General features: G+C 45.2%; 21 protein-coding genes and 3 tRNA genes. 11 read left to right on the top strand and 13 right to left on the bottom strand.

Annotated elements, in window-relative coordinates; genetic code table 11:
- Positions 1–17: 17 nt before the first annotated feature.
- The 4 genes from PEPTYR26121_RS02930 to polA all read right to left on the bottom strand — a co-directional run bounded on the left by PEPTYR26121_RS02930 (position 18) and on the right by polA (position 5,160).
- A tRNA-Leu gene (locus PEPTYR26121_RS02930) sits at positions 18–104 on the bottom strand.
- A gap of 146 nt (positions 105–250) precedes the next feature.
- On the bottom strand, positions 251–1,936 hold the full coding sequence (locus PEPTYR26121_RS02935) for an ABC transporter substrate-binding protein (RefSeq protein ID WP_180499041.1): 1,686 nt from the start codon (positions 1,934–1,936) through the stop codon (positions 251–253).
- The gene (coaE, locus tag PEPTYR26121_RS02940; RefSeq protein ID WP_180499043.1) at positions 1,923–2,534 is read right to left on the bottom strand and encodes a dephospho-CoA kinase; all 612 of its coding nucleotides are present in this window, start codon (positions 2,532–2,534) and stop codon (positions 1,923–1,925) included. Before coaE ends, PEPTYR26121_RS02935 begins: the two co-directional genes overlap by 14 nt.
- Positions 2,521–5,160: a DNA polymerase I gene (gene polA, locus PEPTYR26121_RS02945; protein ID WP_180499045.1), complete on the bottom strand. Its 2,640-nt coding sequence runs from the start codon at positions 5,158–5,160 to the stop codon at positions 2,521–2,523. The genes coaE and polA overlap by 14 nt, the downstream gene beginning before the upstream one ends.
- Positions 5,161–5,293: 133 nt before the next feature.
- On the opposite strand from polA, the gene PEPTYR26121_RS02950 reads away from it, so the two are divergent.
- Positions 5,294–5,761, top strand: coding sequence for a hypothetical protein (locus tag PEPTYR26121_RS02950; protein ID WP_180499047.1), 468 nt, complete (start codon positions 5,294–5,296; stop codon positions 5,759–5,761).
- 62 nt (positions 5,762–5,823) lie between these two features.
- On the opposite strand, the gene PEPTYR26121_RS02955 is transcribed toward PEPTYR26121_RS02950, so the two are convergent.
- Positions 5,824–7,332 carry a phosphodiester glycosidase family protein gene (locus tag PEPTYR26121_RS02955; RefSeq protein ID WP_180499049.1) on the bottom strand — a complete coding sequence of 503 codons (1,509 nt, stop codon included), beginning with the start codon at positions 7,330–7,332 and terminating at the stop codon, positions 5,824–5,826.
- A 298-nt stretch (positions 7,333–7,630) separates the two neighbouring features.
- Here PEPTYR26121_RS02955 and PEPTYR26121_RS02960 point away from each other — a divergent pair, with 298 nt between their 5' ends.
- Entirely contained in the window at positions 7,631–8,248 is a 618-nt protein-coding gene (locus PEPTYR26121_RS02960; RefSeq protein ID WP_180499051.1) for a membrane lipoprotein lipid attachment site-containing protein, read from the top strand.
- 104 nt (positions 8,249–8,352) lie between these two features.
- On the opposite strand, the gene PEPTYR26121_RS02965 is transcribed toward PEPTYR26121_RS02960, so the two are convergent.
- The 3 genes from PEPTYR26121_RS02965 to PEPTYR26121_RS02975 form a co-directional block, all read right to left on the bottom strand.
- Positions 8,353–8,439 (bottom strand) — tRNA-Leu (locus PEPTYR26121_RS02965).
- A 49-nt stretch (positions 8,440–8,488) separates the two neighbouring features.
- Entirely contained in the window at positions 8,489–9,838 is a 1,350-nt protein-coding gene (locus PEPTYR26121_RS02970; protein WP_180499052.1) for an aminopeptidase, read from the bottom strand.
- A gap of 12 nt (positions 9,839–9,850) precedes the next feature.
- A complete protein-coding gene (locus PEPTYR26121_RS02975; RefSeq protein WP_180499054.1) occupies positions 9,851–11,704 on the bottom strand; it encodes an acyltransferase family protein in 1,854 nt (617 codons plus the stop codon).
- Between the two features lie 177 nt (positions 11,705–11,881).
- On the opposite strand from PEPTYR26121_RS02975, the gene PEPTYR26121_RS02980 reads away from it, so the two are divergent.
- Positions 11,882–11,957, top strand: a tRNA-Lys gene (locus PEPTYR26121_RS02980).
- Between the two features lie 131 nt (positions 11,958–12,088).
- Here the strand turns inward: PEPTYR26121_RS02980 and PEPTYR26121_RS02985 are convergent.
- Both PEPTYR26121_RS02985 and ftsH read right to left on the bottom strand, forming a co-directional pair.
- Positions 12,089–12,457, bottom strand: coding sequence for a helix-turn-helix domain-containing protein (locus PEPTYR26121_RS02985; protein ID WP_180499056.1), 369 nt, complete (start codon positions 12,455–12,457; stop codon positions 12,089–12,091).
- A gap of 59 nt (positions 12,458–12,516) precedes the next feature.
- Positions 12,517–14,484 carry an ATP-dependent zinc metalloprotease FtsH gene (ftsH, locus tag PEPTYR26121_RS02990; RefSeq protein ID WP_180499230.1) on the bottom strand — a complete coding sequence of 656 codons (1,968 nt, stop codon included), beginning with the start codon at positions 14,482–14,484 and terminating at the stop codon, positions 12,517–12,519.
- Between the two features lie 365 nt (positions 14,485–14,849).
- Between ftsH and PEPTYR26121_RS02995 the strand changes: the two genes are divergently transcribed.
- Positions 14,850–15,500 (top strand): GerMN domain-containing protein, encoded by a 651-nt coding sequence (locus tag PEPTYR26121_RS02995; protein ID WP_180499058.1) that lies wholly within the window; start codon positions 14,850–14,852, stop codon positions 15,498–15,500.
- A 32-nt stretch (positions 15,501–15,532) separates the two neighbouring features.
- Here PEPTYR26121_RS02995 and recR read toward each other — a convergent pair whose 3' ends face one another.
- Genes recR through dnaX form a run of 3 tightly spaced genes read right to left on the bottom strand, consistent with a single transcriptional unit; the run spans position 15,533 to position 18,060 of the window.
- A complete protein-coding gene (recR, locus tag PEPTYR26121_RS03000) occupies positions 15,533–16,135 on the bottom strand; it encodes a recombination mediator RecR (protein WP_180499060.1) in 603 nt (200 codons plus the stop codon).
- A gap of 2 nt (positions 16,136–16,137) precedes the next feature.
- A complete protein-coding gene (locus tag PEPTYR26121_RS03005) occupies positions 16,138–16,476 on the bottom strand; it encodes a YbaB/EbfC family nucleoid-associated protein (protein ID WP_180499062.1) in 339 nt (112 codons plus the stop codon).
- Positions 16,477–16,485: 9 nt separating this feature from the next.
- Entirely contained in the window at positions 16,486–18,060 is a 1,575-nt protein-coding gene (dnaX, locus tag PEPTYR26121_RS03010; RefSeq protein WP_180499064.1) for a DNA polymerase III subunit gamma/tau, read from the bottom strand.
- A 171-nt stretch (positions 18,061–18,231) separates the two neighbouring features.
- On the opposite strand from dnaX, the gene PEPTYR26121_RS03015 reads away from it, so the two are divergent.
- The 7 genes from PEPTYR26121_RS03015 (at position 18,232) to PEPTYR26121_RS03045 (ending at position 24,576) form a co-directional block, all read left to right on the top strand.
- The gene (locus PEPTYR26121_RS03015) at positions 18,232–18,486 is read left to right on the top strand and encodes a hypothetical protein (protein ID WP_180499066.1); all 255 of its coding nucleotides are present in this window, start codon (positions 18,232–18,234) and stop codon (positions 18,484–18,486) included.
- Positions 18,487–18,603: 117 nt separating this feature from the next.
- Complete coding sequence (locus tag PEPTYR26121_RS03020; RefSeq protein WP_180499068.1) at positions 18,604–20,235, top strand: zinc-ribbon domain-containing protein; 1,632 nt, start codon at positions 18,604–18,606, stop codon at positions 20,233–20,235.
- Between the two features lie 92 nt (positions 20,236–20,327).
- Positions 20,328–21,641: an aspartate kinase gene (locus PEPTYR26121_RS03025; protein WP_180499070.1), complete on the top strand. Its 1,314-nt coding sequence runs from the start codon at positions 20,328–20,330 to the stop codon at positions 21,639–21,641.
- Between the two features lie 164 nt (positions 21,642–21,805).
- Complete coding sequence (locus PEPTYR26121_RS03030) at positions 21,806–22,102, top strand: thiamine-binding protein (RefSeq protein WP_180499072.1); 297 nt, start codon at positions 21,806–21,808, stop codon at positions 22,100–22,102.
- Positions 22,077–22,841 carry an ABC transporter permease gene (locus PEPTYR26121_RS03035; RefSeq protein ID WP_180499074.1) on the top strand — a complete coding sequence of 255 codons (765 nt, stop codon included), beginning with the start codon at positions 22,077–22,079 and terminating at the stop codon, positions 22,839–22,841. Before PEPTYR26121_RS03030 ends, PEPTYR26121_RS03035 begins: the two co-directional genes overlap by 26 nt.
- 9 nt (positions 22,842–22,850) lie before the next feature.
- Positions 22,851–23,840, top strand: coding sequence for an ABC transporter substrate-binding protein (locus tag PEPTYR26121_RS03040; protein WP_180499076.1), 990 nt, complete (start codon positions 22,851–22,853; stop codon positions 23,838–23,840).
- Positions 23,821–24,576 (top strand): ABC transporter ATP-binding protein, encoded by a 756-nt coding sequence (locus PEPTYR26121_RS03045; RefSeq protein ID WP_180499077.1) that lies wholly within the window; start codon positions 23,821–23,823, stop codon positions 24,574–24,576. Before PEPTYR26121_RS03040 ends, PEPTYR26121_RS03045 begins: the two co-directional genes overlap by 20 nt.
- Positions 24,577–24,817 lie beyond the last annotated feature (241 nt).

The following is a 24,817-nucleotide window of genomic DNA, read 5'->3' on the forward strand; positions in this document are numbered from 1 at the left end:
TTCGGTGCGGGTTAATTTGGTGCGGAGAAAGGGACTTGAACCCTCACGTGATGACTCACACATGCCCCTCAAACATGCCTGTCTGCCGATTCCAGCATCTCCGCTCAACAATTATTAATATTAACATAAATCGAAAGGTTTGTAAAATGTTTTTTAATTCTATTTTTTAAACCTCTTCGCTTTTTGAGATGAGTTTTATTATACATGATTTTCATAAAATGTAAAAGAGGAATCTCTACAGATTCCTCTCTTATTTTTTCTCTGTATTTTTATCATTCGCCGTCTTTAAAACGGATATATCGTTGATTCCGTTGTAAATGAAATAAGCATTGGGTCGCATCATCCCTTTTACATTGGATCCGCTTACGAGAACATTCTGTTTAAAGACGATGGGCACATAGGGCGCATCTTTGCGAAAGGTTTTATAAATCTTATCGATAATGACTTTCCGCTTTTCGGGATCTTGTTCTCTCCCGAGTTTTTTTAAGAGCTCATTCATTTCTTCATTGCCATAACGGCTGATGTTCATACTGCCGGAAGACCCTAATACGGCGTTCAGATCGGCTACGGCGGAAAAATCCATGCCTAAGACGGCCATTTGATAGCTTCCGCTTCTAAGCATAGAGGCGAAATCGGTGGCTTGCGTCTTCTGCTCCTCTTCTTCTCCCTCTTCCATATTGTTTTCCGCACCCGGGCTTTGTAAACGGACCTTTAAGCCCACTTTCTTTAAATCTTCGGCAATCATTTGAGCCTCGGTTTGCATTCGGTGGTTTAGAGGATTGGCGAGAATTCGAAGCTCCATGGGGCCGCCCTCTTTGTTTTCCCTATATCCGTCGCCGTCTACATCGCGATATCCCGCCTTTTCCAAAATGCTTACGGCGGTATCGACACTCAAATAGGATTCCTCTCGCGTAAACAGACCGCTTGAAAGTTTCGGATTGACGAAAAAAGTGGCCATGGTTCCCTGTGAAAGATACAAGCTGTCAATGATGCGCTCTTTGTTGACGCTGAAATCGATGGCGCGGCGAAGATCCACATCTTGCAAAAGGGGGTCCGCCGTGTTCATAGCCAGCACCTCGAGGTTTTGCGTTTCGAAGGATTCCACCGTACTCTTTTTATCGCTCCGGTAACGATCCCAGGTGTAGTCGTCGATGGCGCAAAGATCCACCTGCCCGGCATCGTAGGCCTGTTGAATGGCTTTATCGTCCGAAAAGATAATCCCGACGATTTCATCAATATAGGGCAGACTCCCGTAATAGTTTTGATTCTTTTCAAGATAAAGTCGCTTATTTTTGTCCCATTTCTTAAGGGTAAAAGGACCGGATGCCACGACCAGAAAATCATCTTTTTCAAGCATTCCCTCTTCCCCGTAAATATGAGCGGGTAATATGGGAAAAGAAAGGATTTCCATATAATTTCCGTAACTTCTGTCGAATTCAAAATCGATGTTTCGGTCATCAAAGACGATGGCGCGAGCGGCGCCCTCAATATTGGATGTGCCCATAATTCGCCGCATGGCATCTTTATATATTGTGCCGTCCGGACAGGCTTTTACCGCCTCGAAAGTCTTGGCAATGTCCGTGGTAGTAAGGGGCGTGCCGTCTTCCCAATAAATATCCTTTTTAATGGTCAGGCTGACGCGCTTTCCGCCGTCGGATGTTTCCACGTGTTCCACCAAAGAGGGTACCATTCGTCCGCTACCTTCGTAGGTAAAGAGGCGATCGTAAAGTAAATTACTTAATTGATAGTATGAATTATTGTTCGTAAGCAGCGGATTTAAGGTATCGAAGTTCGTAAGAGGCACGGTGAGCGTTCCCCCGTCCGCTTCCTTCGGTCCTCCTTTTTCCTCGATCACTTTGCCGGAACCGGGCAGGATTCCGCAAGATGTAAGGAGTAGAGTCGCCAGTAGGAGGACGAGAAATTTAGATTTCTTCACCGCGCATCTCCTCGAGGGCCTCGTCCACTTGGCTGTAAAGGGACATTAAATCGCCTGAGTTTTCGAAAATTTTATCGGCGAGGGCCCGCTTTTCTTCCGCAGGCATTTGGCTTGCAATCTTTTGCTTTGCGTATTCTTCGCTGATTTGATCCCTTGCCATTATACGCTCAATGCGTACAGCGTCGTCGGCATCGACGAGCCACACTTCGTCGAAGGTGAGGCCTTCCTCTTCCAAAGCCTTCCTATTTTCAAAGAGCAGGGGCACTTCGAAAAATATAGTTCCCTTACGGTCCTCGATTATCTTTAAAATATATTTAGAAATGGCCGGATGCATGATGCTGTTCAGCTTTTTGCGTTTTTCCTCGTCGTTGAAAATAATTTCTCCCAATTTTTCACGATTTAAGCTTCCGTCTGAAGCGAGGATTCCTTCCGGAAAGGCGGCGTCGATTTCTTTTAAGAGATCGCTTCCCGGTTCCACTAAAAAGCGTCCCACTTCGTCGGCGTCGATTACCATATAGTCCCAGCCCAGCAAATAGGCGGAAAGGGCGCTTTTTCCCGAACCGATGGTTCCCGTAATTGCAATTTTATTTAGACTCATACCAATTTTCTCCTGTCTCTACATCTACTTTTACCGGTATGGAAAGTGGCAAAGCCGCTTCCATAGTTTCCACTAAAAGTTGTTTTACATATTCCGCTTCGTCCGCCGTCGCTTCCACGATGAGTTCGTCGTGAACTTGAAGTAATAGTCTGGACTTCAAATTCTTTTCTTTTAATTTAGCGTAAACCGACACCATGGCTTTTTTTATCATATCCGCCGCCGTCCCTTGGATCGGCATATTGAGTGCGATACGCTCGCCAAAAGAACGCACGCTGAAATTCTTCGCGGCAAGCTCGGGAATATAGCGTCTGCGATGGAATAGAGTTTCCACATAGCCTTGTTCTTTTCCCGTCTCCACGATTTCTTCCATAAACCGGTGCACGCCGCTGAATTTATGAAGGTAATTATCGATATATTCTTTGGCTTCTTTTCTCGAAATATTTAAATCCTGAGAAAGACCGTAGTCGCTGATGCCGTACACGATGCCGAAGTTTACCGCCTTGGCCCGGGAACGCATGAGTTTCGTGACTTCATCCTTGTCCACGTGAAATACCTGAGAGGCGGTGGTGGTATGGATATCGGCGCCCTCATTAAATGCCGCCTGCATCACTTCGTCTTTCGAGACGTGGGCTAAAATCCTAAGCTCGATTTGGGAATAGTCGGCGTCGATCAAGAGATGGTCATTTTTCGCCACAAAGGCTTTTCGAATGGAACGACCTACTTCCGTTTTAATGGGGATATTTTGCAGATTCGGCTCTGTCGAAGAAATCCGCCCCGTAGCCGTTACAGTTTGCCGGAAAGTGGAATGAATCTTGCCGTCTTCCGTAATTTCGGCTTTTAATCCCTCTACATAAGTGGATTGAATCTTACTGAGCTGACGGTAATCTAAAATTAAATCGATGATCTCGTGCTCACTGCTCAGCTTTTCCAAAACTTCCTGATTGGTGCTGTAGCCGGTCTTCGTCTTTTTAATGGGCGTAAGCTCTAAATCTTCGAATAGAACCTCCGAAAGTTGCTTCGGGGAATTAATATTAAACTCTCTTCCTGCCAGTTCGTAAATCTTTTTCTCCAAACCGTCGATTTCTTCGGTTAAATTCTCCCCAATATCTTCGAGAACGGATATATCGCAGGTCATGCCTTCAAACTCCATAGAGGCCAAAGTTTCCACCAAGGGCATTTCGATCGTGGAGAAAAGATTCCACATCTGCAGATCCTCGAGCTTTTTCTTTTGTTCCACCATAACTTTGGGAAGATAGGTGTGGATTTCGGAGAGGTATTTTACCATCTCCTCCTCCATCTCCAGAGGCGATTTTTTCTTTTTGCCCTTTCCTAAAAATTCCTCCGGCGGCACGACCGTATAGTTTTCATACAGGCCGATTAAATGGGATGGCTCATAATTAGATTTTGCAGGATCCAAGAGATATTCGGCAATGGCACTGTCGAAATCCACCCCCGTAATCTCCATATCGTCCCGGAAGGCGAAGAGGAAAAGATCTTTTAAATCGATTCCGCAAATGTTCACCTTATCATCTTCCAGGAGCTCTTTCATCGCTTTAAAATCGTCATCCGTCGGCTCTTTTACAATATATCCTTTTTCCAGATCCGAAAGTAGAAGATAGAGAATCTTGCCGTCGCGATAGGGTTTTTCGTCGGTAACGATGTGGATCATCACCTTGTCCTTCCCTTTGATCGCATCTAAAGACTCTTTCATAGTAACGACATTTAAGCTTTCGACGCCGGTTTCTTCCACTTCACCCTCTTCGCCGGGAAGGCGTTTCAAAAGCGTGAAAAACTCGTAGCGCGTGTAAAGTTCCCGAAGACTGTCTAAGTCATAAGGATTGCGCTTTAAATCTTCCAGTTCGAAGTCCAGGGGCATATCCGTAATAATTTCCCCGAGTTTTTTACTGAGAAATGCCTGTTGTTGGAATTCGATAAGATTTTCTTTTCGCTTCTTTCCACTTATTTCATCGATATGGTCGTAAACACCTTCCAAGGAATGGAAATCTTTTAAAAGCTTAATGCCCGTCTTCTCGCCGATGCCCGGTACGCCGGGAATATTATCGCTGCTGTCGCCCATAAGCCCCTTTAAGTCGATAAGTTGATCGGGTGTGAGCTCGTATTCCTTTTTAATGCGATCCACATCGTAAACCTCGAGATTGGTGATCCCCTTTTTCGTCATAAGAGCGAACACACTCTCGTCCACAAGCTGAAGATAATCTCTGTCTCCCGTTAATAAATAGACCTTGTGGCCTGCTTCTTTCCCGAGAGACGCCACCGTGCCCGCCAAATCGTCGGCCTCATATTCCGGGGAATCCACGGTCTTGATCTTCATGCTCTTTAAAATTTCCATCAGATAGGGCCACTGCTGATCCAGTTCCGTCGGTGTCTTTTGACGGGTACCCTTGTATTCGTCGTAAAGTTTATGTCGGAAGGTTCTGCCCTTTTGATCGAAACACACGAGCAAATAATCCGGATCGATTTGCTCGATGGCATTTTCCATCATGGAAACAAAGCCGTACACCGCATTGGTATAAAGCCCCCGTTTCGTTTTTAATAGAGGGAGCGCGTAAAATGCGCGGAAAAACAAACTGCTCCCGTCGATAATTAACATAGTATTCTGGTTCATAGATCCTCCTCTACATTATTATACACAAGACTATGTAAAAGCTTAAAACAATCGGTGCGGGATTTAATATAACCGCCAAACCCCTTTGGATCTACTTCCGCCTTCTGATACAATTTTTTAAAAGAGGTGCTCTATGGATTTTAAAGATATTTTATTATTAAGTTTACTGGAGGAGACCAGTCACCCGAAAAATGATCCCGTTGCTCCCACCGATATAAAGAATCTTTTCCGCTCTCACGTTGTCGCAAAGGAAAATGAAAAAACTCCTTCCCTCTACCCCGCCCGCTACGCCTATCCCGTCATAAAAAAGAGCTTAACGCCTATTGCCGACATCACCGTCGACGAAGAACACGCGATCGTGCTTATGGAGCTTAAAGACGGACTAGCCATGGCTGCCGGCGTCCTTGAACTGGGCTACCGACAGGAGGAAGTAATGAAGGGGTGGCGTGGCGCTCGGAGCAGTATATTGGACCTGTCGAAAAGCCTTGCGAAACACTTTACCCCTCCCGTCGCCCTCGTCATCACCTCAGTCGCCCATCCGGCAGAGCTTCTCTTTATGGTGCGAGACGGAGAAATTTTATTTGACGTAATAGGAGAATAATCACTTATGTAAACAGCAAAAAGCAGAGAGCGTTAAACTCTCTGCTTTCATTCATTCCGATATTATTTTTTAATAGTGAGCACCGTATTAAGATTGCGACCCGGCGAAGTAATCACTCTGCCATTGGCATAGAGAGCGGAAGATGCACCGCCGTCTAAATTCGTCGCTTCTACGCAACCCAGTTGAATCATGGCATTTGCCATGTTCACTACCGTGGCCTTCCCTGTTACGATGACCACCGTGCCGTCGGCCTTTACACCGATAGCGGAGCGGCCCGCATTTTGATTGCGAATCTTTCCTTCATAATTTGACGCTGCAGTAGCCGCAATATTTTTTCCGTCTTTTACGAGCATGGGTCCGGCCGCTACGAGAGCATCTACAGTTTCCCCGGCGAGACGAGGTTCTTTATCTAAAACAATCTTATCTTGAATAGCGTCTCCTACTTTGATCATTCGAGGAATGCCCGCCTTATTAACGGCATTGGCCGCGAAGAAAATGATATATCCGTTTTGAGGAATTCCCACATTTCCTCCGCCTCCCGTTGAACTGACCTTACCGTTTGTTACGACAAAATGTGTCCCTTGGGGGAGCTTAACACTATTTCCGTAATAGGGATTAAATACGGCGATGGCCGTATTATCGTTGAGACCGGCATTAGTATACCAGGCGCTGAATTTACCGTGGCCCGTATCGAAGGAGTGGATCACCGTAGGCTGACCGATAATATTCTTCCCGGAAGATGTGCGCACAAACGCGCCGTCGTTTCCGATCCCCTGAATCACCCGGCCTTTGCTCATAATATTGCCGTAGGGCACGAGGGTGCGATAGGCATCGAAAAAGTTTCCGTTCACCGCCACCAATGGCGACGTCCGCTTAATGATGGAACTGAAAGGCTCTGCGCCCACCAGTCGATTATGTCCCTTTTCGACGCTGAATTTTAAATTCGGATCATTGGGCACCGTGACGATATTAAGGCGAACGCCTGCTACCGTCTGTTTCGATACGGAAACATTGCCCTGTACAGGCGCTACTGCCGGCGCCGGTTTTGATTGAGATGCCGCGGGTTTCGACGGAATCTTCACCTTGGAACCATCATATATTCCGATATGGACCGCGCGTTTTGCACTGTCATAGCCCACCTCTTTAGAAAGCACCTCACCTAAACTTCGGATCTTCAAAAAGTTATAGCCTGAAATATTACAGCTTTCCACTTCTCGAACCGCTCCATTAATTTTTACCTTGGCATGACCCATTACTACTTGGGAATCGGGAACTTCGATCGCCGCAGTTTTTCCTTCCTCTTTGGGAGAGGAAACATAAGCCTCGCCCGGCACAACTTCGACCACCCGCCCCTCGCGATCATAGCGGACGTTGATCTTGTCTCCCGTATCGCTCAGACCTTTGACTACATCGCGAAGTTTAAAATAATTGTAGCCGTCGATATTATAAGCCACACAATCTACTACACGATTATTCACGACAAACGTCTGCGTCGTCGGTTTCGCCGCCATAACCGGCGTGGGAGCGCATAATAAAATGCATAAAGAGATAACTGCCAATATCTTTTTCATACTATTCCTCCTTATTCATTACTTGATTCGATTATATAATATACAGTTCAATGTGCAATCTTTTAGTTGTTTGAAAATCATAATTATTAAACCCTCTTTTGTCATAAGAAGAAAAAAATGATAATATATATTCAATTCGATAGCACGATACATTTGTAATGCTTTAAGTCGCATCATTTCCTGAGTTTTATGATTTAGAGATTACGGGTTTTATCCTGGTGTCTCATTTAGTTAGTAGCATTTTAGATGCTTTTACATAAATACCTATAGATTTAGTTACAATTCTTAAGGAGGAATTATGAAGAAATTAGCCATTGTTCTATGCGCCTTGTTAGCACTTACAGCATGCAACAAAGAAACCTCAGTAAAAAGCAATTCAAATGAAAATACCGCAGTTTCTCAAACCGAACAAGAACCCTCATCTGACAAACAAGAGGAATCAAATATCGGAAAAAAAGTAAATGATCCTAATATAGGAACATTTACTGTTGTCAATCAGTCTGGACCTATTAACGAAGAATACTCTTCTGGCCCCCTGAAGCTTTTTCTAAAGAGCATCTCCGTTATGGGATTTGAACCCACCAAACAAGCTAAAGAATTATTTGGAGAAGATATTAAATCGGCAATTTTTGTTGAAATGAAAACTTCTAATGCCGAGAAAGAAACTAACTCATTCTATCCCGATCAAGGGGTTCTCGTGGTGAATGAAAAAGAACAGATAAACGCTGACCTTCTCTCCAGCGAAGAACTGGGAGGAGAGTTTATAGGCACCGTTGAAAAAGAAGGAGTAGTCGTATTTTATTCTAAAACTCCCGCTAAAGAGATTAAGAGTTTTAAATTAAAAGTTGACGCCGCACATGACGAAAATTTAAATCCGCTGGGTGAAGATATTCTGATTGATTATAGCTATAAGTAGGAACGTGTAGCCCCTCTGAAATCACATTCCGGTGAATCTCTATAAGTTTAAATTAATCTATTAAAAAAGCCTGATTGCAAATGCAATCAGGCTTTTCTTATCTTTGGTGCCGGAGGCGGGACTTGAACCCGCACGGTGTTGCCACCGCTGGATTTTGAGTCCAGTACGTCTGCCAATTCCATCACTCCGGCTCGTGAAGACTACGTAAGTATAACATAATCTTCACAGGATTGTAAACCTTTATTTCATCGTAAGAAAGCTCGCGTAAGCTTTATAAGTGGAATAAATATCGGCTTTGGAAGCCACTTCGTAGGGCGCGTGCATGGAAAACAGTGCAGTGCCGAGGTCTACGACTTCCGCTCCCGTTTCGGCCAGAATATAAGCAACGGTGCCGCCGCCGCCTTCGTCGACTTTACCCATTTCTCCCACTTGCCAGATAATGCCGTCTTCTTCGAATTTTTTGCGAAGTTCGGCGAGAAATTCCGCATTGGCATCGCTTGTACCGCTCTTTCCTCTGGCACCGGTATATTTCATCATACAAACCCCTTCGCCAAGACGTGCGGCGTTTAGTTTATCCATGACCTCCGGATAGTTCGGGTCCAGGGCCGCCGTAACGTCGGCAGATAGAACATAGCTGTTGGCGAGGGCACGATTTACCGCCAGATAGTGATCGTTCCCCATGGCGTGGAGCACTTCCCCGAGTGCATTTTTAAAGTAGTTGGCACTCATGGAGGTATTGCCTACGGATCCGATTTCTTCTTTGTCGGCGAAAATGGCGACACAAGTTTTTTCGCGATCTTTTCCATCGATAAAGGCGCGCAGAGACGCATAAGAGCAAACTCTGTCGTCTTGACCGTAGCCCGCAATCATACTGCGATCAAATCCTAAGTCCCGAGCGGAAAAAGCGGGAACTACTTCCAATTCAGAAACGGTAAAGTCATCTTCTTCGACGCCGTATTTTTCCTTCAAAAGGGCCAGTAAAGCTTCTTTTACATCCTCTTCTCCAGGCTTGTGACCTACTAGAACATTTAACTTTTCTCCGATAATGCCTTCTGCCAAAGATTTCTTGTTTTGTGATTTGCCCAAGTGAGGTAAAAGATCGGTAATCGTGAAGATGGGATCTTCAGGATCGCTTCCGATATGCACATCCACTTTCGTACCGTCTTTTTTGAACATAACGCCGTGAATAGCCAGAGGGATGGCGGTCCATTGGTATTTTTTAATGCCGCCGTAATAGTGGGTCTTAAAGAGAGCCACGTTCTCCTCTTCATAGAGAGGATTGGGCTTTACATCCAATCGCGGAGAATCGATATGGCTCGCAATAATGGCCATGCCCTTTTCCGGATCTTCCCCGATGTCAAAGAGCATAATAGATTTACCCTTATTGTTTACATACACTCGGTCGCCTTTTTGGAGTTTTTCCGCATCATCTAAATCTTTGTATCCCGCATCTTTTGCGATACGTTCGATTTCCGTAACGGCCATACGCTCCGTTTTGGAGCGATCGAGAAATAGCTTATAATCTTCTGCAAAGGTCATCATATCTTCTTGAACTTCCGGACGATTCCAGTAACTTTTTACTTTTTCCATTTTCAATCCTTTCTATCTCGGTTTCTCTATATTACTTCCACGATCGTCTTCTCCGGAGCGGAGATTCGATTCGGTCGTCGTCTTGCTTTTGGATTCCTCGGAATCCTCTTCATCTACATTTGTGGCCGTTGGCTTATCGTAAAGCAGGCTGTGACCCAACATATGCGCCATAAGCCGTGTAGCCGGCTGATTCATCTTTCCGTCTTCGTCAAAGAAATCTGACTGGACTTTTGCCTCTTTGTGCCAGTCCACGATCTTAACATTCTCGTAGCTGTCGGCGATTCGATAGAATATATCGTTGTTTTGATCTTCAAAATCATCGGATGTCACGACAGTAAGCAAATAGATCGGTTTACCTTCCGCTGCATCGATAATTGACTTAACATCATTATACTCTAATTTCAAATCGTTCCCCAACTGTAAGACGATAGGCCCGTCGCCTTGATATTCCTGAACACGCTCCACATACCACGCCGGCGTTAAGTTAATGTCTCCGTGAATACGAAGGGAGGGCATGAGCTTGAGATAGGCTTCTCTTGCAGCTCGAGCGGCACTGTCGCCTAAGACCATGGCCTCAATATTTTGGAGCTTTCCGAGATCCTCGTTTGTAAGTTTATACTCGGGCTGCTGTGCGTTCACCTGCTCGATGGCGGCGGCCAGTTCGCCGGAGGGTTTAAATTTCTCGGTAATAGATGCCTCTTCCTTTTGCTTCGTCGTTTCACTTTCTACAGTTTTTACTATTTGCTTCTCTTTCTTCAGCGACTTCATTACTTCAGGGGATTGCTTGAAGAAACTCAAAGCCAGTATAATCCCAAAGGCGGCGCTTATGGCAATAATGCCCTTCTTTCCAACTCTCCGCCGCTTATTAAAGAAATAATAAGATGCCTGAGCTACGAAAAGAAGTAAAATGAGAGCTAACCAGGAAGCCAATGTGGAATTGAGGCCTGTACGTTCCGATATTTTCCGCATAAAGAAAAATACGGGCATACTGTAAAGATAAAAGGAATAGGCTCGATCACCAAGAAAAGTAAAGAGCGGAAAGTGAAAGACACTTTCAAAAGTCGTCTCTCCTCGAAAGAGTAATGAGAGAAAGATACTCAGTAAAATACTTGAAAGCAATAATCCGCCGAAGTAAGCAAGGTTTTCTTCCGACATGAACAAAACGAAAATAACAAACAATATCATAATCCCCAGCATACCGAACTCTCGGCTTTCAACGCGGGGGTTCTTTTTAGAAAACAAAGTGTAGGCCGCTACAGGAACAGCTATAAAAAAACTGAATAATCTGCTGTCGGGCATGTAGAAAATACGCGATTCCGCCAAGTTCAGCCCACCATATAGCCCGAGTAACAAGGCCGATATAATGGATAAGATCGATAACAGAAATGTGACGGACATAATCTTTTGTTTGGTTTTCTTCCCCGTAATAGCCAGCGCAAAAATAAAATAACACTGCACTAAAAGGGATATAAACCAAAGATGGCCAAAGGGCGACGGTTGATGAATGCTCAGAGGATGTCCCTGTATACCTTGAAAAATATTATTGACGAAAAAGGCCGCGGAAAGAGCCTGCCCGCGAACTAAGGGAAGATCTTTTGTAAAAAAGATGGCGTAGATTGCGATCGTAATCGTTAACATAGCTATGAGTTCGGGCCAAAGCCTACGCACTTTTTCCACAAAAAAGGGTCCCGGATGCACTTTCGTCTTAACATATAAATCAAAGCTCAAGTAGCCGAAGAGGACAAAGATCAATTGATAACCTAAATGTCCTCCTAAAAAAACCTGGCTGAACGCCATGTAAAATAATATAAGGCACAACGCGAAACCTTTGATGCCGGCAATGGTTCGCTTTTGTTTAATGGTCATAGATAATCTCCTTTTATTCGATTATTCTATTCTATCATAAAGTTAAGTTCACTTTCATGGTAAGCCTCCTTAGCTTTGCGCTTCTTAATATCTTCTGAACATTTTCATATAAAAATGCAAATAAACACTGGACAATATTCTCTTACAGCGTTATAATAAGTTCTGTTATTGAGGTTTGCACCTTTAGCTCAGTTGGTAGAGCAACTGACTCTTAATCAGTGGGCCCAGGGTTCGAGTCCCTGAAGGTGTACCAAAGATAGCCACTTGTAGCGATCACCTTATGAATTGTGGTGCTACGGTGGTGCAACTGGCGGAAGTCTTTTTTTAAGGCTGCCGCCTTTTTTATTTCATTTTAAAAGCGGCTGCCCTTTTGGCAACCGCTTTTTATTTTTTATTGTCCCAATATAAGTCCCATAATTTCCGAATCAAAACATCCTTATCGTCCTGTCGAACTTTTTCCGAACGGAAAACCTGCTTCATTTGGTTAAGGGAACTTTTAAGGGCGTGGTAATCGGCATAAGACCCGTCGGTCTTTTCCGGCATTATAAATTCTTCATTTTCGATGAGCAGATCGTTGACATCTACATTGAAAATCTCCGCCAGCTTTTTATAAATCAAGCGATTTTTGGGATAGCTGTCGCCTAATTCATAGTTTTTTATGGTTCGCACGCTGACACCGAGAGCGTCGGCCAGTTCCTGTTGTATCCAACCTTTTTCCGTGCGCAGAATTCTTATTTTCTCTCCAAAGGTCATAGGCCCTCTTTTCTTAAAGATCAAACGCTAATAAAAAAGCCGGCCGCAGCCGAACTTTTTTATTCTTTCTCAAAAGGATCGTCGTCAATATCTTTCCCCTCGCCTTTAGGATAGAGCGCGATATCTTCATCCGACTCTTCCGTTGATTTTGAAGATTCTTCTATTGCCTCGTCCTTTTCTTCGGGGTTTTCCTTGTCTAAGGAATCACTGCCTCCTTCGAAATGACGATCGCTGTTTTTATTGAGGATGTCCATAAATTCCACGCCCGTAATAGTTTCTCGTTTTAAGAGATAATGGGATATGGCGTGGAGACTGTCGATATTTTCCGACAAGATCTCGTGGCTCTTTTCCTGGGCCTTCGTAATGATCTCATTGACAGCAAGGTCGATGTCGAAAGCTCGACGATCGGAAACAGAGAGGCTGGTGTCGCCACCCAAGTAGCGATTGTTCAGCGTCTCCATGGAGACGAATCCGAATTCATCGCTCATGCCGTAGCGCGTGATCATGGCGCGGGCGATTTTTGTGGCTTGCTCGATATCGTTGGACGCTCCCGTGGTTCGGGTGTTGAAGATTAATTCTTCCGCCGCACGGCCGCCTGTAAAGGTGACGATTTTATTAAAGGCCTCTTCCTGACTCATAAGGAATTTCTCTTCCTCATCCACCTGCATGGTGTAGCCCAAGGCGCCACTTGTACGGGGAATAATTGTAATCTTATGCACCGGCGCCGACTCTTTTTGCAGGGCCGCCACCAGGGCGTGTCCTACTTCGTGGTAGGCGATAATTTCTTTTTCCCGAGTGCTTATTACCGTGTTTTTCTTTTGATGACCGGCGATGACCACTTCCACGCTTTCCATCAAGTCTTCCTCGCTCATGCGACGACGTCTGTGACGGACGGCACGAAGGGCCGCCTCGTTGATCATATTGGCGAGATCGGCACCGCTGGCTCCGGCCGTAGCACGGGCGACGGCGTTGTAATCGATGTCATCTTCCGCCTTAACACCTTTTGCGTGAACTTTTAAGATAGCCTCCCGACCGGCGAGGTCCGGAAGCTCTACGGGAATGCGACGGTCGAAACGACCGGGACGCAAGAGCGCCGGGTCTAAAGATTCCGGACGGTTTGTAGCCGCTAAAATAACGACACCGCCATTACCTTCAAAGCCGTCCATTTCCGCCAGTAATTGATTGAGCGTCTGTTCCCGCTCGTCGTTTCCGGAAAAACCGGCGCCATCCCGTTTTTTACCGATGGTGTCGATTTCGTCGATAAAGACGATACAAGGCGCCTTTTCCTTTGCCTGCTCGAAGAGATCGCGGACTTTTGCCGCCCCGAGACCTACAAACATTTCCACAAATTCCGAACCGGATATGGAGAAAAAGGGAACCTTCGCTTCCCCTGCCACGGCCTTCGCGAGAAGAGTTTTACCCGTTCCCGGAGGACCGACGAGGAGCGCTCCTTTTGGTAGTTTGGCGCCGATTTCTGTGTATTTTTTCGGATCGTGAAGAAAATCTACGATTTCTGTCAAATCGTCTTTCGCTTCGTCCTGCCCCGCTACATTGGCAAAGGTAATGCCGTCGACGCTCTGGTCGTAGATCTTTGCATTACTCTTTCCGAAGCTCATAGGCCCGACGCCGCCTTTACCCATGGATTTCGTCATACTGCGTATAAACAATTGACCGACAACCACCATGACGACGACCATTAAGGCGAAACTTACCAAACTTTGAATAATCGGGTTCATCTCGCTCGGATATTCCCGATCGAAATCCACGCCGTTTTCATAGAGCCGATTGACCAGGCTTTCGTCGGGGAAACGTGCGGTTTCGTAGCGTGTATCCTCCTCGCCCTTAATGGTGAAGGCTACTTGTTTATCGGCAATATGAGCTTCCTTAACTTTCTTTTGATCCACTTGAGCCAAAAATTCGTTGTAGCTCACTTTTTTTATGGTTACCGGACTCTGCCGCATCTTCGGCATAAGCATAAAAGAAATCAAGAAAACGAAAATAATACCGATGGCATAATATAAAAACATCGGTTTGTTAAAATCTTTTTTCACTCTTCTCCTCCATTCATTGTACTTCTATGTATATCCATTCCCTTTCTTTTTCACCCATATAGCTTTAAAGAATTTTGTATTCAAGGTAAGTATTTATGAGAAAGTTTCGTAAGCTTACGAACTTCCTTCTTAAAGTAACAAAACTTATTTTAATGTATGGCTTCTGGTTTCAGCAATCAAGAGTATTCTCCGCCTTTTATATTATTTTTATATGGTTCTTAAACTTTAAGGACCCGCGGCTTCACAAATTAAAGATTCTCTTAATGTCATGGAGTCGTCATTTTAATCGACTCAAGCTATGATAAAATAAGATATATCTCGAATACTAATAGGAGGAATTCATGAAGACAATTAAAAAAATTACTTTGATCGCCCTATCTCTTTCCTTATCTATGTTCGCCGTCGCCTGCACCAATAATGCCGAAGCTGAAAATGCAAAAGGCGCACCTGTTGAGGTGGTCGAAACTCAAAAAACATCCGAAGAATTGGATAAGGAAGCTGAAAATGCAAGCGAGGAACAGGAAAAAGATGCGACTGAAGAAGAGTCGGATAAAGAAGATGCCAAGGATAATGAAGCCAAAGCTTACAGCGTAAAACTCATATTCCCCTCGGAAGATTATATCGTTAACGGCAATGAAGAAAACAAAACCGTTACACAAAAAACCGAAATTACCGCCGACAGTAAAACTATCGTAACAAAGGTTTTGGATGCTCTCGCCGCAGCACCTTCCGCTGAAGGCGCCGAATCTACCGGTCTGGATAAATTTGATTACTCAAAATCCACTTTGGACGGTTCCAAGGCTATTGTCGATCTCTCCGGAGATGTAAGTGGCGGTTCTTTAGAAGAAGATGTCCTCGTCTCTTCTATCGTCAACAGTTTACTTTCCGTCGACGGCATTAAATCCGTATCCTTTACCGTCAACGGTCAATCCGCCGAAACTTTAATGGGCCACGTGGACATTACTCAAGACTTTACAAACTTCGTTAAATAAACAAAAAACTCGACGGCGAGCGTCGAGTTTTTTTATTGCTCTTTAAAATCCGTGCGGTGTTGAAGGGCCGTGGCTACGGTTAAATTATCGTAGTATTCCAAATCGCCGCCGACCGGGATACCGTGGGCGATGCGCGACACTCGTATACCTTCTACCTCGGAAAGCATCTTCGCAATATAGCGCGCCGTGGTATCTCCGTCTTTCGTGGGATTTGTAGCGAGGATAACCTCCTCGATATTTTCTTTCTTCAGGCGCTCCAACAGCTCCTTGATTCTAAGATCCGTAGGAAGAATTCCCCGCTCAGGCACGATAACGCCGTGGAGCACGTGGTAAAGGCCGTTGTATTTCCCGGTCTGCTCCATAACCTGCACATCCTGAGGACGCTGCACCACACAGACCACGGAGTGATCCCGCCTTTCGCTTCTACAAATAGGACAGGGATCCCGGTCTGTATAATCGTGGCAGACACTGCACTCCGAAATATGCTCCCGTGCATCTAATATGGCGTGGGCAAGCTTTTGCACCTCGTCTTCATCCGATTCCAGGATAAAGTAACTCAAGCGCCGCGCCGTTTTCGTGCCGATGCCCGGAAGTCTGGAAAGGCGATAAATAAGCTCTTCCAGAGGTCGATCCATAATTAAAACATCCCCGGAATATTTAAGCCGCCCGTTAAGCGAGACATTTCGCCTTCAGTCTTTTCTTTGGCTGCATTCATAGCCCCTTGAATGGCCACGAGGATTAAATCTTCGAGAGTTTCCACATCGTCGGGATCTACTACGTCGGGATCGATGGAAAGGCTTAAGAGCTCTTGCTTGCCGTTTACTTTCGCCGTAACGACGCCTCCCCCTGCCGAAGATTCAAACTCCTGTTGGTCCAAATCCGCCTGCATCTTTTCCATGTCCTTTTGCAGCTTTTGGACTTGTTTCATCATATTGTTCATATTTTTTCCGCCCATGTTCGGGAAACCTTTAGCCATAATGCCTCCTTATTCCATTTCAATAGGTGTATCTTTAAACACCCGCTTCATCGATTCCAATACGGGATCGTCTTCCGCTTTCATGTCCTCTACAATTACCGACCACTCTTCGCCTAATACTTCGCGAGCCGCTTCTTCCAGTATTTTGTGATTCGCTTCCGTCTTGAGCATTTTTAAGTGAAATGCGAAAGATGGGGCATAGCGAATAAATAAGGCGTTGTTTTCAGTGGCGATGCCGGCTACGTCCTTTAATAACGCGCCGCATGCGACACTTTTAGCCTGCACCGACTGAATAAAGTTCTGCCAAGTTTTGTCGTCGATCGGATCGCCCTTCATTATAGCATGTTCTTCTTTCCCTCTCAAAGTGGGAGAGGCTTCAGCAGATTCTTCAACTTTGGGCTCCGGATCCGTCACTTGTTTTTCCGTCTTCTCCGAAGAAACCGCTTCTTTCGTTACGGTAGGCACTTTTTTTATCGTCTTTTGCGGTCTTTCTTCATAAGAATCCGCCTCACCCCATCGTACGGCCTTCAAGAGTAACAGCTCCATCACTACTTTTTTATTGGCAGTATATTTAAAACTCTCTCTTCCTTTTTGCAAAAGTTCGATTATAGAAAAAGCTGAAGTTTCCTCCACCGCTCGCGCTTGCTCGATAAAGGTTCGGGCTTCCTCTTCTGTAAGCTGTCCCGGAACTTCCTCGGCATAGCGATAAAATAAAAGATCTCTGAAGTAAGTAATGAGACCGTCTAAAAGCAGCTGAAAATTTCGACCGTTACGGTAGCTTCGATCGATGGCATCCATAACGAGCTTCGCATCTCGTGTCAAAATGCCGTCGACGATTCTAAAGATGCCTTCGTGTTCCGTAAGCCCCAAACTTTTTCGTACCTTTTCCCCGTCGACGATCTCACCTGAAATCGAAAGAATCTGATCCAGGATAGAGAGACTGTCGCGCATGGAGCCGTCGCTGTGAGCGGCGATAATTTTCAGGGCGTCCTCCGTGTATTCCCGTTTTTCTTCATTTAAGATCCGCTCCAACTCACCTACGATCTCTTCATCTCTTAAACGTAAAAAAGTAAAGCGCTGGGAGCGTGACAAAATCGTTGCGGGAATTTTTTCCGGTTCCGTCGTCGCTAAAATAAAGAGAGCGTGGGAAGGCGGTTCTTCCAACATTTTCAGAAGGGCGTTAAAGGCGCCCTTACTTAACATATGGACCTCGTCGATAATATAAACTTTTTTCCGCGCAAGAGTCGGCGGATAGGTTACATTTTCTTTAATCTCGCGAATATCGTCGACTGAGTTATTGCTCGCCGCATCGATTTCCATAACATCGAATAATGTTTCGTCTAATATTCCGCGGCACACTTCACATTCATTGCATGGATTCCCCTCTTTCGGATCCAAACAATTGACGGCGCGGGCAAAAATTTTAGCAACGGATGTCTTTCCCGTGCCTCGAGTACCTGAAAATAAATAAGCGTGGTGAACACGCTCTTCTAATAATTGATTTTTTAAAGCGGTAATGGTGGTTTCCTGGCCGACGACCTCGTCAAATGTCCTCGGCCGATATCGTCTATATAAAGCTTGCATAATCGCCTCCATCATTAGTATAACCTATTCCCCTTATTCTTTTCACGATGATTATGCGATAGTTTCTTCCCTTTTCACCAGAAAACTTTAACAGGATAATCACCGTTTTTTCACATTCGAGTCCTATAATGCAATTAAATCAATGTTATGAATCTTTTAGGAGGATTTGAAATGAAAAACTTAAAGAAAATCGCTAGCGCTATGGCAGTAGGTACCCTTATGTTCGGTCTTGTTGCTTGCCAACCCAAAGCTGAAGAAGCTCAAAACGCTGCAAACAACGCTAACCAAGCTGCTGCTGAAGCTCAAAACGAAGCTAACCAAGCTGCTAACGAAGCTGCTAACAAACAAGAAAACGCTGCAAACGCTGAAGCTGCTGCTGAAAACGCTCAAGAAGCTGCTAACAACGCAGAAGAAGCTGCTAACTAATCGTTCATTCGATTTAAAGAGCTCCGGTTTTACCGGGGCTTTTTTTATGAGCTCGTTCTGCAATGTCCCCATTCTATGGTATAATCGGAGTTAATAGACGACGAAGGAGGATTTGTATTGTATTGTTTTCAATGTGGCGAAGAGCTGGTAAAAGGTGCTAAATTTTGTCACGTATGCGGCGCCAATCAAGAAGAGGCTAAAAAGCTTTTCGAGAAAAATTTTAAAAATTCCTCCCCCGATCTAAGTTTCGAAAGCTCTAAGGGATCAAGCGGCGACACAAAGGTTGCCTATTCTTCCGATCCTGAGGATGGTGAATACTTAAAATCCTATATGAACAAGGTAGACACTCAGGTCGGAGAGAGTATTAAAAAACATGAAACCCTAACGGGAATCAAAAAACAAGAAGCAAAAGACAAAAAAAACGAAGAAAAAATTGAAGCGAAAAAACAGAAAAAATCGCTTAAAAATAAAGAGACCATCGAACCTCGGGATGCATTTGAACCGAAGCCGGTGAAGGAACCGAAGAAAAAAAGCTTCTCTTCGATTTGGAAGAACTTTATCGACGAAGAGGATAATCCCTACTCGGTCTTCGGCGAAATGGCCGATCGCCTGGAGCACGAAGAAGCAGCCCTTTCTTCCGACGAGGAAGATAATCTTCGCATTTCTCAAGATGTGGAAGATGATCGTTTCGCTCAAACCGGCGATGTAAGTACCCTCAATAAAAAGGTCAATGAGATTTTAGATGCCCAGGAAGAAAATGAAGGCAAGGAAAAAATCACACCGAAAGGCGTTCTCTCCTCCTTCTTCTCTCGCGATAAAAAAGAAGACGATACTATAGCCCACGAAGCTTTTATCGCTTCCACGGAAAAAGAAACACCGGAAACCGAAGACGAAGAACTTCACTCCAAATCCAACGACTCCGATTATATGGTCATCGACTTTACACGCTCTTCTGAAGGGGATGATGTCATCGTTCCCCAAGACGCCCACGAGTCTGCCCTTCAAAGTATGGAAACCACATCCGAACTTGAGGAAAAGCCTAAAGCTTCTCGCTCTTCGTTTTTCGAGAATTTCAAACGTAAATCCGAAAATTTAAAGAAAGCGAAGCCCGAAAAAAAGAAAACGACAACAAAAGAAGAGTCGCCGAAGCATAGCGAGAAACACCGTGCACATAGCCTGGACGAACTTCTCGAAAAAACCGATGCCGCTTCCAAATTCGAAATGGCGCGTAAAAGAGTGCTTTCCAAAGGAGAGCAAGGGCTACGCGGACTTTTCGGTATCGGCATTTTACTCAGTGCCCTTCCCGTCTTTTTCGCATTCCGTCGAATCGGCATCTTGCCTGTTTTATTCGTTCTCCTAAAAATATTTATAACGCTGTTTACTTTCTACTTCGCCAATAATGTGGCGAGACGCAATACCTGTCGCCAAGACAATCTGAAGGCGCGCACCGTGGACAATCTCCTCATGTGGGTATTGTACTTGATCCCCGTTACCGTCATCTTCTTTATCCTTCCCTCTTCCTTCGCCATGGGTCGAACGGTTTTGGGATCGGTAACGCCTCATATCCTCTTAAGTATCTTTATGTACGCCTGGGTTATCTTCCTCGCCCTCTCGGCTGCACGAGAAATTTTGCCTAAGAAGAGCACATTTGAGTTTATGGCGTGGTACGGGATTATCTTTATAAGCTTCGATTTACTCGCAAAGCTCTTCTGGATCATCATGAATATCCTAACGTCTACATTTGCGTAAACGAGAACCGCTCCGGCGGTTCTTTTTTTGTTCCTTGTACTTTTCCTTAAAAAAAATTACAATAGGGTAAGACAATTTATAAGGAGGAAGCTATGTCCATCGTGTGTAAATTCGGGGGTTCGTCCCTGGCAAGCAGTGAACAATTTTTTAAAGTTAAAGATATTATCGAAAGCGATCCGAACAGACAGTACATAATCCCTTCGGCGCCCGGTAAAAATAAAAGCGGCGACCAAAAAGTTACGGATTTGCTTATTCTTTTATATAATATGGCCGTCCATCACCTCTCCCCCGTGGAAGTAATGAAAATGATCGAATCACGCTATCTCGAAATTATCGAGGGGATCGGCATCGAGTTCGATTTGAAAGAGGAATTGGACGAAATCTTAAAGACCATTACATCGGAAAAGGTCAGCAAAAGCTATGTTCTCTCGAGAGGAGAGTACTTAAACGGCAAGATTCTCGCTACCTATTTAGATTACGACTTCGTCGATGCGACAGAAGTCATCCGCTTCGATGAGAGCGGCCTTTGGAACGAGAAAGCCAGCTACAAAGCTCTCGAAGCTATGGCGAAGGAACACGAACGTGCCGTCATCCCCGGCTTTTACGGCGCCGCGCCTTCCGGTAAAATCGTCACTTTCAGCCGTGGCGGCAGCGACCTTTCCGGTTCCATCGTGGCCCGAGGCGTACACGCCGATCTTTACGAAAACTGGACAGATGTCTCCGGTCTTTTGGCCGTAGACCCGGGTATCGTTCCCCATCCGAAAAAAATTCGCAGCATCTCCTATGAAGAGCTTCGCGAACTTTCTTATAGTGGCGCCAAGGTCATGCACGACGAGGCCATGTTCCCCGTCATCGAAAAAAACATCCCCGTCGTCATTCGTAACACCAATGCAAAAGATGAAGAAGGTTCCTGCATTATGGCCGATGTGCCTGTGGACGATAGCGAAAGCTCGATTACGGGCATCGCCTGCCGTAAGGGCTTTGACGTCATCAACTTGGAAAAACTCCGCATGAATAGAGATATGGGATTCCACCGAAAAGTCTTTTCTGTCTTGGAAGCCAACGATATTTACCTCGAACACATGCCCTCTTCCATCGACTCCATATCCCTCGTCATCGGAAGCAAATATTTGAAAAATAAAACCGATCAATTGATCGCCGAACTTCAAACCTTTACCGACGCCGATCGCATTACGGTGGATCACAATATTACGTTGATTACCGTAGTCGGCCGCAATATGAAGAATAAAATCGGCATGAGCGCCCTTATTTTTAAGGCCCTCGCCGATGCCAATGTGAACATCCGCGTTATCGTTCAAGGGGCCAGCGAGATGAATATTATCGTGGGCGTTATCGATGACGAGGCGGAAAAAGCTATTCGCGCCATTTACAATGCCTGTGTATAGAAGAGCTTTTATATCTCCTTTCTATAGGGTATAATGTTCTTGTATAGGGGTGCGCATTGCTGAGAGAGTACTACTCAACCCTGTGAACTTGTACAGATAATGCTGTAAAAGGAATAAGCCGATGCGTGTACACGCATCGGCTTTTTTTGTGAAAGGAGAACATTATGAAAGCAAGCATGGCTATTCAAGTATTACCTACATGTGAAGGCGGAACGAAAGAAGTCGTTCGCATCGTCGACGAAGTTATTAAAGTCATTCAAGATAGCGGCCTAAATTACGTGGTAGCACCTTTTGAAACGACAGTTGAAGGCGATTCCATGGATGAGATCCTCGATCTTTTAAAGAAATGTGAAGCCAAAGTTATGGAAGAGGGCGCCGACTCCGTGCTCTGTTATATCAAACTCAACCATGGCAAAGAATCTATTTTAGGTATCGATGAAAAAATCGGTAAATATCAATAAAGTATTTCGGGGAAGCCTCTTTATTGTTTTATTGCTGCTCTTGTGGCAGATCTTGTCCACATCGGGCCTGCTTCCCTCCTACTTGCTGCCTTCGCCCATAGACGTTGTGCGGGCTTTTGTAGCTGACTTTCCTCAGCTTATGATGCATTCCCGCGTAACCCTTGTCGAGGCGGCCTTAGGACTTTTATTCGGTATTATTTCGGGTTTTATCTGCGCCTTTTTAATGGAACGCAGCCCCCTTATTCGCGATGCTCTCTACCCGATTTTAATTTTGACCCAGACCGTACCCACTGTGGCCATTGCGCCCTTGCTCGTCCTCTGGATGGGCTACGGAATGGCGCCAAAAATCGTTCTGATCGTCATCGTTACGTTCTTCCCCATGGCGGTAAACCTTTTTCAGGGATTCGCATCTGCCGATCCCGATGAGATTCGCCTTATGAAAGCCATGGGGGCCCGCGACATGGAGCTTTTCTTTTACGTAAAGCTTCCTAACGCACTGGAAGGTTTTTTCTCCGCCCTTAAAATATCCGCTTCCTACTCGGTAGTGGGTGCCGTCATCGCAGAATGGCTCGGGGGCTTTCAAGGGCTCGGCGTCTACATGACCCGCGTGAAAAATGCCTACAGTTACGATCGCATGTTCGCCGTTATCTTCTTAATTTCACTACTCAGTTTGCTCCTTATGGCCTTTGTCAATTTCTTACAATACAAAGCCATGCCCTGGAAACAAACTGAGCGATAGGAGTTTATTATGAAAAAAATACTACCCATTTTATTGGCGCTCTTCATGCTGACCGCCTGCGGCGCACCGAAACAATCCGCAAGCGGAGACAAGGAAAAAGTCCGCCTTGTCTTGGACTGGACACCCAACACTAATCATACGGGAATCTATGTAGCTCAAGAAAAAGGCTACTTTGACGAGGCAGGAATCGACCTCGAAATCCTTCAACCGCCGGAAGGTGGCGCAGAAGGTCTCGTCGCCAGTGGCGGAGGCGAATTCGCCGTAACCTTCCAAGATACCATCGCCGCATCTTGGGCAAAAGATGAGCCCCTCCCCGTTACTGCCGTGGCGGCTCTCGTACAGCACAACACCTCCGGCCTTTTAAGCTTAAAGGAAAAAGGCATCGACAGTATGGGTAAATTAACCGGCCACAGTTACGCCACATGGAATATGCCCATCGAGCTCAATATGATGAAAACCCTCGTCAACGACGACGGCGGTGATTTCGACAAGGTGGAACTTATCCCCTCCAATGTTACCGATATCGTCGCCGGATTAAAGAGCAATGTGGATTCCGTTTGGGTCTACTACGGATGGGACGGCATCGCCGCCGAAACGGCCGGCCTCGAAACCAACTACATTCCCTTTATCGATTCTCACCCGGAATTCGATTACTATAGCCCGATATTAGTAGCCAACAACGACTTTTTAAAGAACAATAGCGAAACAGCTAAAAAAGCTTTGGAAGCCATCAGTAAAGGCTACACCTATGCAGCAGAGCATCCGGAAGAAGCCGCCGACATTCTGTTAAAGGCCGCTCCCGAGCTCGAAGGCAAAAAAGAATTCGTTCAAAAGAGCCAAGAATACCTTTCCACGCAATACATCGCCGATGCCGATCGTTTCGGCGTATTCGACGGCGCACGTTGGAATAAATTCTACAAGTGGCTCGCCGACAACAAATTAGTCGATCAACCGATCCCCGAAGATTTCGGTTACAGCAATGACTACCTCCCCGAGTAATGTGCTTTTAAAGGCCGACGGTATTACGCGATCCTTCGGAGACCAGGTTATTCTAAAAGATTTGAACCTCGAAGTGGAGCGCTCGAAAATCGTCACCCTCTTAGGACAAAGCGGCAGCGGAAAAACCACCCTCTTTAATATTTTGGCCGGGCTCGATCATCCGGATAGTGGTACGGTTACCTTGCTCGATGAGGATATTACCGCTAAACCGGGACACGTGGCCTATATGTTGCAAAAAGATTTGCTCTTAAAGCACTTGAAGATTATCGACAATGTGTCCCTGCCTCTTCGATTAAAGAGAGCGAGTAAAGAAGAAGCACGGAAAGAAGCTGATCAATACTTTCAAGAATTCGGCCTCGAAGGCACACAGATGAAGTTCCCCTCCGCATTGAGCGGCGGCATGGCCCAACGGGCGGCTTTTTTGAGGACCATATTGTTTTCAAAAGAACTCGTCCTGCTGGACGAACCTTTTTCCCGATTGGATGCCATTACGAAAATGAAATTGCAGGATTGGTATTTGGAAATTAAAGAAAAATACCATCTCACCACGATCTTCATCACCCACGATATCGACGAAGCCCTGCGCATGAGCGATCACATTCATGTGCTCTCGCCTTCACTTAAATCCATCGGCTTCAGCTATCACGTTCCCGAAGGTGAACGCAACGATTTCTTAGCTTCAAAAGAATACTTGGAAGCTAAAAAATCCATTCAAGAAGCGATCTTGCAATCCTAAGATAAGATCAACTATTGTACGAACCTTAACGGAAAGTACAGAATCAATTTAATAATCAATTAAGTGGAATGTAGCCTATAGATCAATAGGAGACATTCCGTTTAATTTTCCCATTATTTCCCTTCATTACTACACTTATGTTCCTCACTTTATTGTGGAATTATCAAATATCTTTTCATGCGACGGACACCCACATAAACAGCCCCTCCATCCGAACGGAAATGGAGGGGCTTAATTTAAA

Source organism: Aedoeadaptatus nemausensis, from assembly GCF_903819165.1.
In the GTDB taxonomy this organism is placed as follows: Bacteria; Bacillota; Clostridia; order Tissierellales; family Peptoniphilaceae; genus Aedoeadaptatus; species Aedoeadaptatus nemausensis.